The sequence below is a fragment of the Cryocola sp. 340MFSha3.1 genome (genome assembly GCF_000383315.1).
GTDB lineage: Bacteria > Actinomycetota > Actinomycetes > Actinomycetales > Microbacteriaceae > Leifsonia.
Map to the genome: position 1 here is coordinate 1,905,367 of NZ_KB911087.1, position 15,516 is coordinate 1,920,882.

At 70.9% G+C, this 15,516-nt stretch carries 20 protein-coding genes; 5 read left to right on the top strand and 15 right to left on the bottom strand.

The genetic code is table 11. The features are described 5' to 3' along the window. Positions 1–62: 62 nt before the first annotated feature. On the bottom strand, positions 63–740 hold the full coding sequence (locus H284_RS0109080) for an IclR family transcriptional regulator (protein WP_269457367.1): 678 nt from the start codon (positions 738–740) through the stop codon (positions 63–65). A gap of 77 nt (positions 741–817) precedes the next feature. After that, a complete protein-coding gene (locus tag H284_RS0109085) occupies positions 818–2,011 on the bottom strand; it encodes an alpha/beta fold hydrolase (RefSeq protein ID WP_020075989.1) in 1,194 nt (397 codons plus the stop codon). Positions 2,012–2,119: 108 nt separating this feature from the next. Between H284_RS0109085 and H284_RS0109090 the strand changes: the two genes are divergently transcribed. Further along, positions 2,120–2,680, top strand: coding sequence for an ATP-dependent Clp protease proteolytic subunit (locus tag H284_RS0109090; protein WP_020075990.1), 561 nt, complete (start codon positions 2,120–2,122; stop codon positions 2,678–2,680). Between the two features lie 22 nt (positions 2,681–2,702). On the opposite strand, the gene H284_RS0109095 is transcribed toward H284_RS0109090, so the two are convergent. Beyond that, positions 2,703–3,176 carry a hypothetical protein gene (locus H284_RS0109095; RefSeq protein ID WP_020075991.1) on the bottom strand — a complete coding sequence of 158 codons (474 nt, stop codon included), beginning with the start codon at positions 3,174–3,176 and terminating at the stop codon, positions 2,703–2,705. Positions 3,177–3,401: 225 nt separating this feature from the next. Here H284_RS0109095 and H284_RS0109100 point away from each other — a divergent pair, with 225 nt between their 5' ends. Then, the gene (locus H284_RS0109100) at positions 3,402–4,427 is read left to right on the top strand and encodes a glycoside hydrolase family 6 protein (RefSeq protein ID WP_020075992.1); all 1,026 of its coding nucleotides are present in this window, start codon (positions 3,402–3,404) and stop codon (positions 4,425–4,427) included. A 2-nt stretch (positions 4,428–4,429) separates the two neighbouring features. Further along, a complete protein-coding gene (locus H284_RS0109105; RefSeq protein ID WP_231371135.1) occupies positions 4,430–4,876 on the top strand; it encodes a hypothetical protein in 447 nt (148 codons plus the stop codon). Between the two features lie 10 nt (positions 4,877–4,886). On the opposite strand, the gene H284_RS0109110 is transcribed toward H284_RS0109105, so the two are convergent. The 7 genes from H284_RS0109110 to H284_RS0109140 form a co-directional block, all read right to left on the bottom strand. Continuing rightward, positions 4,887–5,765, bottom strand: a complete 879-nt coding sequence (locus tag H284_RS0109110) for an alpha/beta fold hydrolase (RefSeq protein ID WP_018189277.1) — start codon at positions 5,763–5,765, stop codon at positions 4,887–4,889. 47 nt (positions 5,766–5,812) lie between these two features. Then, complete coding sequence (locus H284_RS0109115; protein WP_018189276.1) at positions 5,813–6,442, bottom strand: HAD-IA family hydrolase; 630 nt, start codon at positions 6,440–6,442, stop codon at positions 5,813–5,815. A gap of 142 nt (positions 6,443–6,584) precedes the next feature. Next, the gene (locus tag H284_RS0109120) at positions 6,585–7,715 is read right to left on the bottom strand and encodes an NAD(P)/FAD-dependent oxidoreductase (RefSeq protein ID WP_029042881.1); all 1,131 of its coding nucleotides are present in this window, start codon (positions 7,713–7,715) and stop codon (positions 6,585–6,587) included. A 5-nt stretch (positions 7,716–7,720) separates the two neighbouring features. Then, positions 7,721–8,725: a Gfo/Idh/MocA family protein gene (locus H284_RS0109125; protein ID WP_020075996.1), complete on the bottom strand. Its 1,005-nt coding sequence runs from the start codon at positions 8,723–8,725 to the stop codon at positions 7,721–7,723. Continuing rightward, positions 8,722–9,492, bottom strand: a complete 771-nt coding sequence (locus tag H284_RS0109130) for an amino acid ABC transporter ATP-binding protein (RefSeq protein ID WP_018189273.1) — start codon at positions 9,490–9,492, stop codon at positions 8,722–8,724. Before H284_RS0109130 ends, H284_RS0109125 begins: the two co-directional genes overlap by 4 nt. After that, the gene (locus H284_RS0109135; protein ID WP_020075997.1) at positions 9,489–10,277 is read right to left on the bottom strand and encodes an amino acid ABC transporter permease; all 789 of its coding nucleotides are present in this window, start codon (positions 10,275–10,277) and stop codon (positions 9,489–9,491) included. Before H284_RS0109135 ends, H284_RS0109130 begins: the two co-directional genes overlap by 4 nt. An 18-nt stretch (positions 10,278–10,295) precedes the next feature. Then, the gene (locus H284_RS0109140; protein WP_018189271.1) at positions 10,296–11,162 is read right to left on the bottom strand and encodes an ABC transporter substrate-binding protein; all 867 of its coding nucleotides are present in this window, start codon (positions 11,160–11,162) and stop codon (positions 10,296–10,298) included. A 190-nt stretch (positions 11,163–11,352) separates the two neighbouring features. On the opposite strand from H284_RS0109140, the gene H284_RS0109145 reads away from it, so the two are divergent. Next, entirely contained in the window at positions 11,353–12,474 is a 1,122-nt protein-coding gene (locus H284_RS0109145; RefSeq protein ID WP_020075998.1) for a LacI family DNA-binding transcriptional regulator, read from the top strand. Between the two features lie 51 nt (positions 12,475–12,525). Here H284_RS0109145 and H284_RS0109150 read toward each other — a convergent pair whose 3' ends face one another. Continuing rightward, the gene (locus H284_RS0109150; protein WP_231371136.1) at positions 12,526–12,741 is read right to left on the bottom strand and encodes a hypothetical protein; all 216 of its coding nucleotides are present in this window, start codon (positions 12,739–12,741) and stop codon (positions 12,526–12,528) included. Positions 12,742–12,826: 85 nt separating this feature from the next. Here H284_RS0109150 and H284_RS0109155 point away from each other — a divergent pair, with 85 nt between their 5' ends. After that, positions 12,827–13,777, top strand: a complete 951-nt coding sequence (locus H284_RS0109155) for a helix-turn-helix domain-containing protein (protein WP_020076000.1) — start codon at positions 12,827–12,829, stop codon at positions 13,775–13,777. Here the strand turns inward: H284_RS0109155 and H284_RS0109160 are convergent. The 4 genes from H284_RS0109160 to H284_RS0109175 form a co-directional block, all read right to left on the bottom strand. Next, a complete protein-coding gene (locus H284_RS0109160) occupies positions 13,750–14,067 on the bottom strand; it encodes a hypothetical protein (protein WP_020076001.1) in 318 nt (105 codons plus the stop codon). The genes H284_RS0109155 and H284_RS0109160 overlap by 28 nt on opposite strands. Before the next feature lie 120 nt (positions 14,068–14,187). Then, positions 14,188–14,361, bottom strand: coding sequence for a CsbD family protein (locus tag H284_RS20065; protein ID WP_018189266.1), 174 nt, complete (start codon positions 14,359–14,361; stop codon positions 14,188–14,190). A gap of 90 nt (positions 14,362–14,451) precedes the next feature. Next, positions 14,452–14,850, bottom strand: coding sequence for a MarR family winged helix-turn-helix transcriptional regulator (locus tag H284_RS0109170; protein ID WP_231371137.1), 399 nt, complete (start codon positions 14,848–14,850; stop codon positions 14,452–14,454). A 111-nt stretch (positions 14,851–14,961) separates the two neighbouring features. Then, positions 14,962–15,516 (bottom strand): MarR family winged helix-turn-helix transcriptional regulator, encoded by a 555-nt coding sequence (locus tag H284_RS0109175; RefSeq protein WP_020076003.1) that lies wholly within the window; start codon positions 15,514–15,516, stop codon positions 14,962–14,964.

Here is a 15,516-nt window from a genome sequence, read left to right on the forward strand (position 1 = left end):
TTGCACACGAAACGCCGTGCGAGCGTGCAAAGTTTGCGGACTCGACGGTGGGTGGGAGGGGGTCAGCGGAGGTCGGACTCGATGGCGGCGGCTGCGGTGCGCAGGCGCGCTCCGATCGCGGCGGCGTCCACGTCGTTCGCGACGTAGACGACGGCGAGCGCCGCCACCGGCTGCCCGGGCGCCACGACCGGCACGGCGATCGACGCGAGACCGGCGATCACCTCGTCGTGGCTGGTCGCGTACCCCCGGCGCTGCGCGAGTGCGGCGTCGTCGCGGGGATGCTCCCCCGGCAGCGCCCGCCACTGCGCCTCGGTCAGGGCGGACTGGATGGCGATCCCCGGCGCACCCGAGGCGAGCGGGTGCCGCGTGCCCGGTCGCTGGGCGACCGTGGCGTGCGCGTGCGACGGCTCCACGGTCACCAGCGTGACCACGTCGTGGCGGTCGAGCACTGCGAGGAAGGCCGTCATCGTGAGCTCGTTCGCGACGGCCGTCAGCTGCGGAAGGGCCGCCGACTGCAGATCGCGCGACACCGACCGTGCGAGTGTCGCCATCCGCGGCCCGAGCTCCACCGCACCGGCCGCGTCGCGCACGACGAGCCCGTGGTCCTCGAGAGTGCGGAGGATGCGGTACGTGATCGATCGGTGCAGGCCCAGCCGCGACGCGATCACCGGGATGCTGAGCGGCTCCCCCGCGTCGGCGAGCAGTTCGAGCATCCGGATGCCGCGCGACAGGGTCTGCAGCGGCGGCGTCTGCGTACTCGTCTGGCCAGAGGGTTGCGCGGCATCATCGGTAGGCACGTGTTCGATTATAGAAACGATCAGCCGTTCGACCTGTCCGAGCGCTCGAAGAACCGCAGCACCGCCGGCATCGCCTTATTCGCCACCGTGCCGTGTGTCGCTCCCGCGATCTGGTCGTACACCACGTCCGTCCCGCGCCTCTTCTCTTCTGCCACGAAAGCCGCCGTCGCCGACGGTCGCACCAGCGTGTCGTTGAGCCCTTGGGCCACCAGCACCGGCGCCGGGATCGGCATTCCGCCCGGCGTGTTGGCCGCGAGCAGTCCCGCCCACGGCTCCGTCGTCTCCGGATCGCCCGACAGGAACCGGCCGACCAGGGGCTGTGCCACATCGTGCAGGGCGCTGTTCTGGGTGAGCAGACAGAATCCCGCCATCGTCGGAACGGCTGCGACGGCGGAGGGAGTGAGGATCGAGTCGAGCGGCGCCCCGTACACCTCCGAATACGCATCGAACGCGTATGACGCGATGCTGACCCCCGAGACGTCGCCGATGTCGGCGCGCATCAGGGACGCCAGGTCGGTCGCAGGGGCGGCGACGGCGACCGCTCGCACATCGAGTTCCGGCGCGTACGCCTTCCACAGCTGAGCTGCGAAGAGGGCCGCCTGGCCGCCCTGGGAATGCCCCCACAGCAGGACCCGGTCGCTCGCGGCCGACCCGAGGAAATCGCGGGCGGCACGCGCCGCGTCGAGCACGTTCCGCCCTTCGGTCCCGCCGACGAGGTACGAGTTCGGTCCGCCGACTCCCATCCCCGTGTAGTCGCTCGAGACCACCGCGTAGCCCTGGTCGAGCAGCACCCGCAAGCCTTCGATCCACACGTACGGGTCGACCGAGCGGGACGGCGCGCACTTCTCCGCGCTCCCGGTCGTCGGATGCGCCCACGACACGATGGTCCGGCCGCCGTCGGGCGCTGGTCCGTCCGGCTCCAGCAGCATCCCGCTGTTCAGGACCGGTCGGCCTGTCAGGTCGGTGGAGCGGAACAGGATGCGCCATGCGGTCGCTCCGAACGGGCCGCCGGCCGCCAACTCGGAACGCACGATCTCGCCCGGCTTCCCCGCGGCGGCGGGCGGATCGTCGTAGAAGGTCCCGGTGTACGGCCGCGCCGCGAGGTCCTCCTCGCCGCGCACCTCTTGCGAGCATCCGCCGAGGAGAGCGGATGTGAGCACGCCGACGAGCGCGACTCCCGCTCCGGCCTGCCACTTGCTCCCCCGCTTGCGCACCCGACCATGGTGGCATGCAGCATGCCCCGCCGCACGAGTCTGCCGTGCGCAGATTCGCGGCGGGCAGAAGCCGCAGACACCGCGGTCAGCGACTCCCACACTGGGCTCATGGACACCGACAAGACCTCTCCCGTGCAACGGCTGCTCGACGAGCGCATCGTCTTCCTCGGCAGCGAGGTGACCGACGAGGTCGCCAACGACATCTGCGCCCAGCTGCTCCTGCTGGATTCGATCGCGCCCGACCGCGACATCTTCCTCTACATCAACTCCCCGGGCGGTTCGGTCACCGCCGGGTTCGCGATCTTCGACACCATGAACTTCGTGAAAGCCGACGTGGCCACGCTCGCGCTGGGCTTCGCCGCCTCCATGGGCCAGTTCCTGCTGTCGTCGGGGAAGCGCGGCAAGCGCTACGCCCTGCCGAACTCCTCTGTGGTCATGCACCAGCCGCACGGCGGCTTCGGCGGCACCTCGGCCGACATCCAGACGCAGGCGAAGCAGATCCTGCACTTCAAGCGGCGGATGGCCGAGCTCACCAGCGAGCAGACCGGACGCCCGGTGGCGCAGATCATCGAGGACGGCGACCGCGACCGCTGGTTCACCGCCGACGAGGCCCGCGACTACGGCTTCGTGGATGAGGTGGTCGGCTCGACGACGGCACTCAAGCCGTAGCCGCCCTCCAGCCGCGGAGCCCTCAGGCGGAAACGGGCTGCCGGGTGTTGACCACATCCACCCGGGCGTCGATGAACGAGTGCACGCTCTCGTGGATGTGGTACTGCGTGTGCGAGAGGCGCGCGTCCCTGCTCCGCAGCAGCGCGCGTGCGGCCGCCCGACGCGGGCGCAGACGCCCGAGCGAGATCGCGGAGGCGAGCAGCACCGCCAGAGCCAGCGCGGCACCCGCGCCGTCGACCGCCGCCTGCCACCCGGGGGCGGTCACGGCGAGGGCGACCGCCCAGGCGGCACCGATCACGACGAGCGCCGTGCCGGCGGTCCACAGCGTGACGCGGGCGAGACGCAGCGGATGCGTCGCGAGCAGCGCCCGGGCCTCCGCGTTCTCGCGCTCGTGCTGACGACGGCGTTCCTTCGCCCAGTGCAGGTCGCGCTCGTGGCGGCGGGCGAGCAGTTGGGCCCGGTCGTGGGCATGGTTGTAGGGCAGGGTGGTGTGCACGATACGTCCTTTGCGCGTTCGGGTTCTCCCGCGGACCGGTTTCGGGTCGGCTCCCGCGGGGCTCAAGACAGTAACTCGGGTGTGACATCCGCGAGCATAGCCAGAAAGACCGGTCTGTGGGTCGTTTGGAGGACACCGGTCTGTACCCCAATCCGGGCGACACGGATGCGGTCCACCCGGCGCTGTTAGGGTGTGGACTTCCGGGAGTGCGCGGAAGGGGAGCGGATGCGGAAACCGGTCGTCGCAGCAGTCGTGGGGGCGCTCGCCCTCATAGCGGTCGCCGCGGCCGTCGGCGTGGGCCTCAAGGCCGCCACGCCCGCCCCTGCGGCGACCGCACCCTCCAGCCCTCCCCCGACCACCGACCGGCAGGCGCCGGCGTTCGCGTCGCCGCGGCTCTATCTCGATCCGAACACCGAGGCCGCCGCCGCGCAGAAGCGCCTGCTCGCCCTCGGGGACACCGCCGGTGCGGCCGTCGCCGATCAGATCGCCGCGGTACCGACGGCGGTCTGGCTGGGCGAGTGGTTCCAAGGTGACCGGCTGGTGGCCGAGCTCCGCAACGACATCACGGACGCCCGAGCGCAGAAGGCCACCCCGGTCTTCGTCGCCTACGGCATCCCGAACCGCGACTGCGGCGGATACTCGAAGGGCGGGCTCTCCGCCGACCAGTACCTGCCGTGGATCCGCACCATGGCATCGACCCTGCAGGGCAGTGGCGCGGTCGTGCTGCTGGAGCCCGACTCGCTGGCCATGCTGTCGTCCGAGAAGTGCGCGGGCTCGGCGGAGGTCCGTCTTCCGCTGCTGCGTTCGTCGGTGAGCATCCTCGAGGGGGCGGGCGTCGCCACCTACCTCGACGGCGGGAACGCCCGCTGGCTGTCGCCGGACGACCAGGCCGCGTGGCTGAAGCGCGCGAACATCGAGGAGGCGCACGGCTTCTTCACCAATGTCTCGAACTTCGACACCACGCAGCGCGAACGCGACTACGCGGGCCGCCTCTCGTCGAAGGTCGGCTGGAAGCACTACGTGATCGACGTCTCCCGCAACGGCAACGGCTGGACGGGCACGTGGTGCAATCCGCCGGGTGCCGCTCTCGGGCAGGACCCGAAGGTGACCGAAGGCAGCGACGGCAAGCTGGATGCGCTGCTCTGGGTGAAGCATCCCGGCGTCAGCGACGGCAGTTGCAACGGCGGTCCGGCCGCGGGCGTCTGGTGGCAGGCCGGAGCGGAGGCGCTCGTGAACGGCCGCGACAAGTGACCGTGAGCGCCTGCGAGCAGCTCGCCGCTGCCTGCGACCGCCTCGCCGCGCGGACTCCGCCCCTCTCGCCGGGGCGGCTCCTGCGCGACCTCGGCCACGAGGTCGCGGGGGTCCGGCGCGGTCCGTTCTGGTTCCTCGACGCCGGGCGTGGCGGCTCCAACCGCATCCGCGGCCGCGGCTTCCGCCGGCACGTGGACGACGGGACGGAGGGCCAGGCGCGCCACTTCGCCGGGATCGTCTCGGTCGCCGCCCGCGTGGGGCCGGGTCCGGCCCGCTGGCTGTCCATCCACGTCGGACGGGATGCGCCCGACACCGCCGACGGCCGCCTCACCGATCTCGCGCTCGACTTCGTGCGGTCCGTCCGCTCGGGCGAACTGCCGCTGAGCGACACCGGCGGCTGGGTGCGGGCGCGGCTCTGCGCGGGCGCCGCATCCTTCCAGCGCTCCTGAGCCGCCGCTGCTACTCCGTCGACGGCAGGTGACGCCCGCGGTGGATCTCGTACAGGCTCGCGTGCCCGGGCGAATCGGGGTCGTCGACGATCGGCTGGTCGGCCATGAACAGCCGGATGATGTGGGCCAGCTCGCCGGGATGGCTGAAGTTGATCGCGTGCGCCGCCCCCTCGATCCGCACCACCAGCACGTGGTTGTCCGTCGCCGACGCGATCTCCCGCACCCGGTCCGGGCCGGGCAGCAGCGGGTCGCGGTCGCCGATCACGACGAGGGTCGGGATGCGCAGCTCCAGCAGCCGCTCCAGCGACGGGTACGACGTGAGGGCGCTGAACATCTTGAACGTGCTCGGAACGCCGAAGCGGAGGTAGTCGGGCGTCGCCACCCGCATCATCCGGGGCGGCTCACGGCCACCGTCCTTGGTCAGCTGGCCGATGGCCCGACGCAGCGGCCGGTTGTAGACGCCTCCCGCCGGCGAGACCAGGATGGCGCGCTCGATGCGCTCGGGATAGTGGTGCGCGAACTCGAGGATGACCGGGCAACCCATGGAGTTGCCGACGAGGGTGACCGTCTCGATGCCCCGGTCGTCGAGGAACCGCGCTGCGTCGCGCGCGAGGTCCGGGATGTCGAGACCCTGCGGCACCTTGCCGCTCCGGCCGAAGCCGGGCAGGTCGGGGACGAGGGTGTGGAACTCGTTCGCGAGCCGCTCGGCGGTGGGCAGCAGGTACCGGCCGGACAGGCCGAAGCCGTGCACGTGCATCATCGCCGGGGCGTCCGGCGGGTTCGGCGATTCGCGGTAGAACACGTCGACCCCGTCGACGACGGTCCATCGCTCGGAGAGGCTCGACGCCGGTCGGCGCGGGAGGCGCCGCGGCACGCTCTTGGTGCTCATGGCGCGATCCTGCTCGCCTCAGGCGGCCTCGCGCAATGCAGTACCTGTCAGCGCAGCGCGGCCCGGAATCCGGCGTAGTCGTTGAGCCGGTCGAGACCCGCGGTGGCCGCGGATTCGTGCGACCCCACCACGACGACGCGAGCGCCGGACGCCACGGCGGCAGCGATGCCGGCCTCCGCGTCCTCGAACACGACGCAGTCGCCGATCGGTACGCCGAGCTGCTCGGCGGCGCGGAGGTAGCCCTCGGGATCCGGCTTGCCGTGGGTGACGTCCTCCGCAGCGACGAGAACGTCGGGCACGGGGACTCCGGCGGCGCGGAGTCGGCCGACGGCCAGCTCGCGCGGCGCACTGGTCACCACGGCGACCGGCACTCCGTCGGCCACGAGACGGCGGAGCAGAGCGACCGCGCCCGGGATCTCGACGATGCCGTCGGTGCGGGTGACCTCCTCTGCGACGAGCCCGCCGACCAGGCCGGCCCGCTCGTCGTCGGTCAGTGCGGGGAGGAAGTGCGCGACGGTGTCGACCGCCTGCCGGCCGTGAGCGTACGCGAGGAGCGCCGACGCATCCAGCCCGTGTCGGTCGGCGAAGGCCGTCCAGACGGATTCGACCACCGCCGTCGAGTCGACGAGAGTCCCGTCCATATCGAACAGGAAGCCGGCCGCCGAAATCTCATCCACGCTCCGAGCTTAGGAGACGGCAGGGGATGCGACCCCGGCCAGACGAGAAGGGCGGCGAGAAGGCGGCGAGAAGCGCGACAAAAGGGGGCGGAGGGGGCCCATCCCACGGTGCCGCCGGAGCGGCGGACCCCCTCCGCGACGTTCACACCAGGGCGGCTGAGAAGCGCGCGGGGCGGAACGTGTCGAGGAGCGGCGACTTCTCGCCGGTCAGGATCTCGCGGGCGAGGAGTTCTCCCGCGATCAGCCCGAGCGTCGCGCCGCTGTGGGTGAAGGCCACGAAGTAGCCGTCGATCTGCTCCAGCTCGCCGAGCACGGGCTCGCCGTCGCCGGGGATGGGCTTGCCGCCGATGCCGAAGCCGTCGAGCTCCAGCGTCGGGTGGCCGGCGAGCACGCGCGACGCCTCCTCCAGCAGGCGGTCGACGATGCCGTCCGGCACGGTCACGGAGCCGTCGTCTCCGACGATCAGCGCCTCTTCCGACCAGGCCGAGTCGAGGGCGAGGGCGCCGGTCGGGGTCGGACGGACGGCGACGTTGGGCGTGTTCAGCACGGCCGTGAGCCCGGTCTGCACCGGCTTGGTCCAGACGAGGAGCGCCTCGGGGCTGCCGTCCTCGATCGTCACGCCGTGCTCGGCCACCTGGGCGGGGACGCCGGGGCCGGTCGCGAGCAGCACGGCGTCGGCGTCGAAGCGACGACCGTCGGGGGTGACCGCGCCGACGGCGCGGCCGTCCTCCACCACGACCTCGACGTGTCCGGCGTTGGTGATCAGTGTTCCGCCGCGCGACGTGAACTCCGCCGCGAGGTACGCGATGAGCGACGGCAGGTCGACCCAGCCCTCGCCCGGGTTGAAGATGGCGCCCTCGGTGGCGATGGCTGCCGGGTCGACCCCGGGGGCCCACTCGGCGATGTCGTCGGCGCTGAGCCACTGGGCGTCGTAGCCGATGGCACGCTCGTGCTCCAGGATGTGCGCGAACGACTCGCCCTCCGGCGCCCAGGTCAGTCCCCCGTCGAAGCGAAGGAACTCCGCGACGTCGGCGCGGGCCGCGAGGGTGCGGTAGCGGTCGATCCCGAGCTGGCGCAGCGCATGGTACTCCGGCGAGCGCAGGCCGGCCGTGTTCAGCCAGGACAGCGAGCGTCCGCTTGCGCCGCTGGCGAGCTCCGCCTCGGTCAGCAGCGTCACCTGGGCGCCGGAGCGGACCAGCTGGGTCGCGGTCGAGACGCCGAGGACGCCGCCGCCGATGACGACGACGCGGGTGCGGGTGGATGGTGCGGTCATGGTGCTCACTTTCGGTTCAGCGTGTGGATGGTGTCGATCAGTTCGAGGGCCGCCAGGCTCTCCCGCGGGTCCACCGGAAGCGGTGTTCCGTCCTGGAGCGCCGAGGCGAGCCCGCGGTAGAAGGCGGCGTAGTCGCCGGGCACGAGCGGGATCTCGTCGGGATGCGCGTCCGTGCCGAGACGCCCCGGCGCGGACGCCTGCCCGAGCCGCGGATCCCCGGGGAGGGTGCCGCCTGCGAGCTGCGACTCCTGCGGGTCGAGGCCCCAGGAGACGAAGCCGGAGCGCGAGCCGAGCACGCGGAACCGCGGCCCGGCGATGGGAGCTACGGCGTTCATCCAGAGGTGGCTGGTGGTGCCGGCGTCGTGCTCGAGGACGACGAAGACGTCGTCGTCGGCCCCCGCGTCTCGCCGGTTGCGCAGCTCGGCGTGCGTCACCCGGGCGGGGCCGAACAGCAGCAGGGCCTGGTCGATGAGGTGCGCGCCGAGATCGAAGAGGATGCCGCCGCCCTCCTGCGCGGACGTGGTCGACTTCCACGACTCGTCGGCCGCGGGCTTCCACCACTCGAACCGGGACTCGAAACGGCGGACCTCGCCCAACACTCCGTCGTCGACGAGTCGCCGCAGGGTGAGGAAGTCTCCGTCCCACCGGCGGTTCTGGAAGACGGTGAACGGCACGTCCGCCGCTTCAGCACGCTCGATCAGGGCGCGGCCGGCCGCCGTGTCGGGCGCGAACGGCTTGTCGACGACCGTCGCCAGACCCGCATCGATGGCGGCCGTCGCGTGGGCGACGTGCAGCGGGGTCGGCGAGGCGACGACCATCAGGTCGAGCCCGGGATGCGCGAGCAGCGCATCCACGTCCGGCACCGCCGTCGCGCCCGGATGGTCGACGGCCAGCCGGTCCGTCTGCGAGGTGACGACCGTAGCGAGCTCGAACGCGGGGTCCGCCGCGAGGAACGGCGCATGGAAGACCCGCCCGGCGACGCCGTAGCCGATCAGGCCGACGCGGATCACAGCACCTCCGAGAGGAAACGCTGCAGGCGCGGGCTCTGCGGCCGATCGAACAGATCGTCCGGTCGTCCCGCCTCCACGACCCGACCCTCGTCCATGAACACGACCTGGTCGGCGACCTTGCGGGCGAAGTTCATCTCGTGGGTGACGACGACCATGGTCATGCCGCGGCGACCCAGGTCTGCCATCAGGTTCAGCACGCCCTTCACGAGCTCCGGGTCGAGTGCGCTGGTGACCTCGTCGAACAGCATGACCTCGGGCTCCATGGCGAGCGCTCGGGCGATGGCGACGCGCTGCTGCTGGCCGCCGGAGAGGTCGCGGGGGCGGTGGTCCATCCGCTCGCCGAGTCCGACCTCGACGAGGCGCTCCTCGGCGATCCGCTGCGCCTCCGCCTTGGGCATCCGCTTCACCGACCGCAGCGCCAGCATGACGTTCTGCAGCGCGGTGTGGTCGGGGAACAGGTTGAAGTGCTGGAACACCAGGCCGATGCGGCGGCGGAGCACATCCGGCTTCGTCCCGAGGATGCTCGCGCCGTCGAGGCGGACATCCCCGCTCTTCGGCTCGTGCAGCCGATTGATGCCGCGGAGCATCGTCGACTTGCCCGAGCCCGAGGGGCCGATGACGCAGGTGGTGGTGCCCGGTGCGACGGAGATGCTGACGCCGCGGAGCACGTCGATGTCGCCGTACGCCATCGTCAGGTCGACGAGGTCGAGCGCAGAGCCGCGGAAGTCCGGCGTCTGCTGCGCGGGAAGCGGAGAGGTGTACGTCATGTGTTGCTCCCGAGGGTGATCGGCGCCGGCGGCTGGACCTCGTCCAGCTCGTCCAGTCCGCTCTTCGGCGGGGCCGGCTTGCGTCGTCCGGTGCGGAACCGGTTGTCGAAGTAGTTGACGAGGTGCGTCAGCGGCACGGTGATCACCAGGTAGAACAGTCCGGCGAGCACGAGCGGAGACAGGTTGCCGGTCAGCACCGCGGCGTCCTGGCCGACGCGGAACAGCTCCCGCTCGCCCACCAGCAGCCCGAGGAAGTACACGAGGCTGGAGTCCTTCACGATGGCGATGAACTGGTTCACGAGCGCGGGGAGCACCCGGCGGATGCCCTGCGGCACGACCACCAGGGCCATCGCCTTGGCGTAGCTGAGGCCGAGCGCCCGGCAGGCCTCGAGCTGCCCGCGGTCGACGCTCTGGATGCCGGCGCGGAAGATCTCGCCGATGTACGCGGCGGCGATCAGCGACAGCGCCAGGATGCCCAGCGGGTACGGGGACGGCCCGAAGATCGACTGCGAGAACCGGGCGAAGCCCTGGCCGATGAGCAGGATGGTGAGGATCGCCGGGAGTCCGCGGAACACATCCGTGTAGATGCGGGCGGGGATGCGGAGCCAGCGCGAGGTGGAGATCCCCATGACGGCGACCACCATGCCGAGCACGACGCCGATGACGGTCGCCGCGATCGAGATGATCAGCGTGTTGACGAGTCCGACACCGAGGAGCTGCGGGAAGACCTGCAGCATCGACGGGATGTCGAAGAAGGTGTGCGTGATGGTGGTCAGCCAGTCCATGGGGATCTCCCTGAGCTCCTACTTCGACGGGGTGGGCGTCGAGGTCTGCTCCGCCTTCGGCAGGTACTGGGTCGGCATCGGCGACCCGGGGAACCACTTCTGGTAGAGCTTCTTCCAGGTGCCGTCCTCCATCGCCTCGTGGAGCGCCTTGTTCAGCGCGTTCTTCAGGGCGGGGTTGCCCTTCGCGATGGCGAAGCCGGCGGGGGCGTCGAACGAGGGGATGTCCTCCGCGTCCTTCAACGTCGGGTACTGGGCGACGTAGCTCTTGGCCGCCTCGTAGTCGAGGAAGTGCGCATCCACCGATCCGCTGTTGACCGCGGAGACGGCCGCGTTGTTGTCGGGGAAGCGCACGAGGCTCGCCTTGGGGAAGTTCTTGACGGCGTACGCCTCTTGCAGGGTGCCCTGGACGACGCCGAGGCGCTTGCCTGCGAGGTCCTTCGCGGAGTCGATGCCGCTGGCCTTCGTGGTGAGCACGGTGAGGTAGCCCGCCAGGTAGCCGTCGGAGAAGTCGACCGTCTTCTTGCGCTCGTCGGTGATGCCGATGGCGGCGACGCCGACGTCGAACTGGTGGTTCGCGACGGCGGCGAGCAGGCCGGAGAAGTCCTGGCCCGTGAACACGGCCTTGCCGAGGCCGGCGCGCTTGGCGACGTCGGTGAACAGTTCGACATCGAAGCCGGTGAAGTCGCCCTTGGCATCGGTGAAGGTGTACGGCTTGGCGTCACCGAGGCTGGCGACCCGAACCGTGCCCGCCTCGATGAGGCCGTAGGGGTTGTCCTTCGTCGCGGAGCCGGAGGCGCCGCCGGCGCTGCAGGCAGCCAGGACCAGGGCGGCGGTTGCCGCGGCGGCCAACAGCCCGGCCGGCCGGAGGATGGTGCGTCGTTTCACTGCGGGGGTCCAATCGTCTGGGGGATGGTCGGCGAGAAACGGGACGTGTGATCCTCGTCGATCGGTGCGGGTTGCTGAGACCGGTCTCTGGCGATTACACTGAGACCGGTCTCAGTTGGTTTTCTGGGACGCTACATCACGTTTCCCGCGTTCGTCAACACTCGGAGTTCGCAGGAGGAAGGCGGCACCGATGTCCCCACGCCCCGCATCCCGGCGCGCCGTCACGGTCGCCGACATCGCCCGCGCGGCCAAGGTGTCCAAGGCGACGGCCGCCCGCGCCCTGGGCGATTACGGGCAGGTCAGCGATGCGGTCCGCTCGCGCGTGCTGGCCGCGGCGGAGGAGCTCAACTACCGCCCGAACGCACTGGCCCGCTCCATGAACACCGGCCGCTCGAACACGATCGGCGTGGTCGTCGGCGACATCGAGAACCCGTTCTTCGCGCACGCCATGCGCGGCATCTCCGATGTCGCCAGCAAAGCCGGTTACGACGTCATCCTCACCAACTCCGACGAGGATGTGGATGCCGAGGAAGCGGCCGTCGACGTCCTGCTGGACAAGCAGGTCGACGCCCTCATCGTGGCGCCGGCCTCTTCGGCGCGGGTGGCCCACCTGGCCGCCGTCGGCGCCGCCGGCCGGCCCCTTGTCCTGCTCGACCGCCGGGCCGACGGCGAGCCCTACGACTCGGTCACGGTCGACAACCGGTCAGCCGCCGCACGAGCCACCGCCGAGCTCCTCGCCGAGGGGCATCGCCGCATCGCCTTCATCTCGACGCACGACCACCCGGCGTCGCACTACACGCCCGGCGATCGCATCACCATGTCCAGCGTCGCCGACCGCGTCGCCGGCGTGCTCGAGACGCTCGCTGCGGCCGGCATCCCCTCACCCGAGCGCAACATCCGCCTCGACGCCCGCCGCCGCGGAGTGGATGTGGTGGCGCGCGAGTTGCTCGACGACGACGACCCCGTGACCGCGATCATCGCGTCCGACAGTCTTATCGCCATGACGGTCTTTCAGACCATCCGGACGCTCGGGCTGCGCATCCCGGACGACGTCTCCCTGATCTCGTTCGACAACCCCGAGTGGACCAGCATCACCACCCCGCCGCTGACGGTCGTGGAGCAGCCCATCTACGAGCTGGGTGTCGCGGCGGCCCGCCGCGCGCTGGAGCGCATCCACGGCGAGCGGGTGGACGACGCGGCGGTCGTCTTCGACGCCGATCTGCTGCGTCGCTCGTCGGTCGGACCGGCGCCCCACGCCGCTGCGCGGCCCGTCGCCGCCCTCACCGATGCCGTGGGTCGCGACACGCCGTAATGGCGGCGCCATAACGGCGTGTTGCGCCCCCTGCATGCGGCTGGGCCGACGTCAGCGACCCGTCTCGCGCGCCGCCTGGATCGCCCGCAGTTCGCCGAGCGCCCGCTCGCTCTCGCGGTTCACGTGTCCGCCGCGCGCGAGGATCGCCGCGGGCAGCCAGTCGCTGAGCACGAACCGGCGCCGGCGCGGCGGTTCTCCGCCGTTCGTCCGGGCCGGACGCGCGACCCAGCTGTGTTCCATCCCCTGTGTCCATGTCGTGTTCGCCATGACCTTCACGTTACGGACGTAAAGATTCGGACACGAGATGGCTTCAGGTCTATCTTCGCAAAGATACGGCCATTACACTGACGGCATGATCCGATCGGTCGCGGTTCCCCTCATCGACGAGTTCGCCATGTTCGAGTTCGGGGTCGTCTGCGAGGTCTTCGGCCTCGACCGCAGCTATGCCGGGCTCGAGCCGTTCGACTTCCGCGTCTGCTCGATCACCCCCGGCTCTCCCGTCGTCAGCCCGGTCGGCGTCAGCGTCACCGCCCCCTACGGCCTCGAGGCGATGGACGACGCCGACCTCATCGCCGTCCCCGCCGCCACCATCCGCGACGAGTATCCGGAAGAGTTCCTGGATGCGCTCCGCCGGGCATACGACCGTGGCGCGATCCTGCTCAGCGTCTGCTCCGGTGCCTTCGCCCTCGGCGCCGCCGGCCTGCTCGACGGACACGACTGCACCACGCACTGGCGCTACTCCGACCAGCTGCAGCGCCGCTTCCCGGAGGCCCGCGTCGACCCGGACGTGCTGTTCGTCGACGACGGCCGCATCATCACCAGCGCGGGCACCTCGGCCGGCATCGACGCCAGCCTCCACCTCGTCCGCCGCGAGCTCGGCAGCGCCGTCGCGAACACGATCGCGCGCAACATGGTCGTGCCGCCGCAACGCGACGGCGGCCAGCGCCAGTACATCGACAAGCCGGTCAGTGACTGCGAGGACGACACCTTCAGCGAGCTCATCGACTACCTCACCGAGCGCCTCGACGAGGCCCACACCGTCGGCAGTCTCGCTGAGCGGACGCACATGTCGACCCGCAGCTTCTCGCGGCGCTTCGTCGCGGAGACCGGCGTGCCCCCGATGCAGTGGCTCACCACCCAGCGCATCCTGCACGCCCGGCTGCTGCTGGAGACCACCGACCTGCCCATCGACGAGGTGGCGCGCCAGTGCGGTTTCGGCAGTGCCACCCTCCTGCGCCACCACTTCGACGCCGAGGTCGGCGTGCCCCCGACGCGCTACCGGGCGGCCTTCGCGCGCGCCTGACGTGCCGGCACGTGGCGCCGCGCGTCCGCATCCCGCGAAACCGGATGGCGCGGCGGCACCAGATCGTCGCCACGGTAGTGCCGCAGCAGCCGCCGGTTGCGGAGGGCGAAGTCGCCGCACAGGCCGACAGTGACCAGCCCGCACACGATCACGCCCCAGGCACGCGGGTTCTCCCCTTGCGTCGGGATGGCGACGGCGAGCGCGACCGTCGCGACCAGGGTGAGGAGCGCCAGCAGTGCGCCGATCCCCGCCCGCCGCGCCGCCCTGGCGCGATCCGTCCGGTCTCCCATGCACCGGAAACTACTCCGCGGACCGGGTGAACGATAGGCAACATCCGTTCGACATGCGGGTGAACACGACGAAGCCCCCGACCGGAATCCGGGTCGGGGGCCTCGTGGTTCGTCCGAGGGTCAGTGCTTGAAGGCGTCCTTGATCTTCTCGCCGGCCTGCTTGACGTCGGCCTTGATCTGGTCGCCCTTGCCTTCGGCCTCGAGACGCTCGTCGCCGGTGGCCTTACCCGTGGCCTCCTTGGCGTTTCCGCCCAGCTTCTCTCCGGCGTTCTCGATCTTGTCGTCCAGTCCCATGACGTCCCCTTTCGTGGTCCGTTTCGCCTTCGACGCTCCCACCGTTGCGGAGGCGGGTCTACCCCCGCGGAGCGACCTCTCACGCGACGCTCAGGAGGTGCTGTCGCTGCGGTCCAGGCCTTCGAGTGCGGAGGACATCCGCCCGAGGAAGCTCTTCACGATCTCCGCCTGGCGCTCGTCCAGCTCCGAGGCGGCCTCGAGCATCCGGCGGTGCATCGCATCCAGGGTGTGCCGCACCTCTTCGTCGGCTCCGGGCGTCGCGACGATCACCAGGCTGCGCCGGTCGACAGGATGCGGCTGCCGGGTGACCCAGCCGGCCACGGTCAGGCGGTCGAGCATGACGGTGACCGACGACGACTTCAGGTTGAGGAGAGCACCGAGCTCGGCGGGGGTCGCCGGGACGCCTTCGTTCTGCCGCTTCAGCAGGAACCGCAGGGCACGCAGATCGTTCTCGCCCATCCGCATGGACTCGCGGGTACGGCGACGCATCGCCTGCTCGGCGGCGCGGTAGTCGCGCAGCGCATTCAGGACGTCAACGGTATGCGGGTCCGCACGGTCGTACCAGTACCGCCCGCCGGTCTGTGCTTCGATGCTCCGATTTTACGTGCTGCTGCGCGTGCGGTCGCCGGACCGGTTCGGTTGACCCGCCGCTTCCGCAGCGTCGATGTGGTCGACGGCCTCGCGCATCCTCTGCAGGAAGTCGATGACCACTGCAGCGTCTTCCGGGTCGAGGGATGCCGCCACGTCGACCAGCTCCTGGCGCATGTCGCCGAGGATCGCCCGCTGCAGTTCGTCCTCCGGAACGGTCGGGACGACGATCAGAGCGCGCCGATCGAAGGGACTCGACTGGCGCTGGATGTGGCCGGCGCGCTCCAGCCGATCGAGCAGGGCGGTCACCGACGAGCTCTGGATGCCGAGGTACTCGGCCAGCTCTTTCGGACCCACCGTGCGGCCGGCCTCCTGCGCGCGAAGCAGGTAGCGCATCGCGGAGACGTCGTTCTCGCTCATGCGCAGCACGCCCTCGGAGCGTCGGCGCATGGCCGACTCGGCGACGCCGTAGGCGCGCATCGCCTCGAGCACCTCGATGCCGGGAGTGCGCTGGCCCGCGCGCTCCTCGTACCAGTAGTGCGCCGATCCCTGGGTCTCGGACGTCAT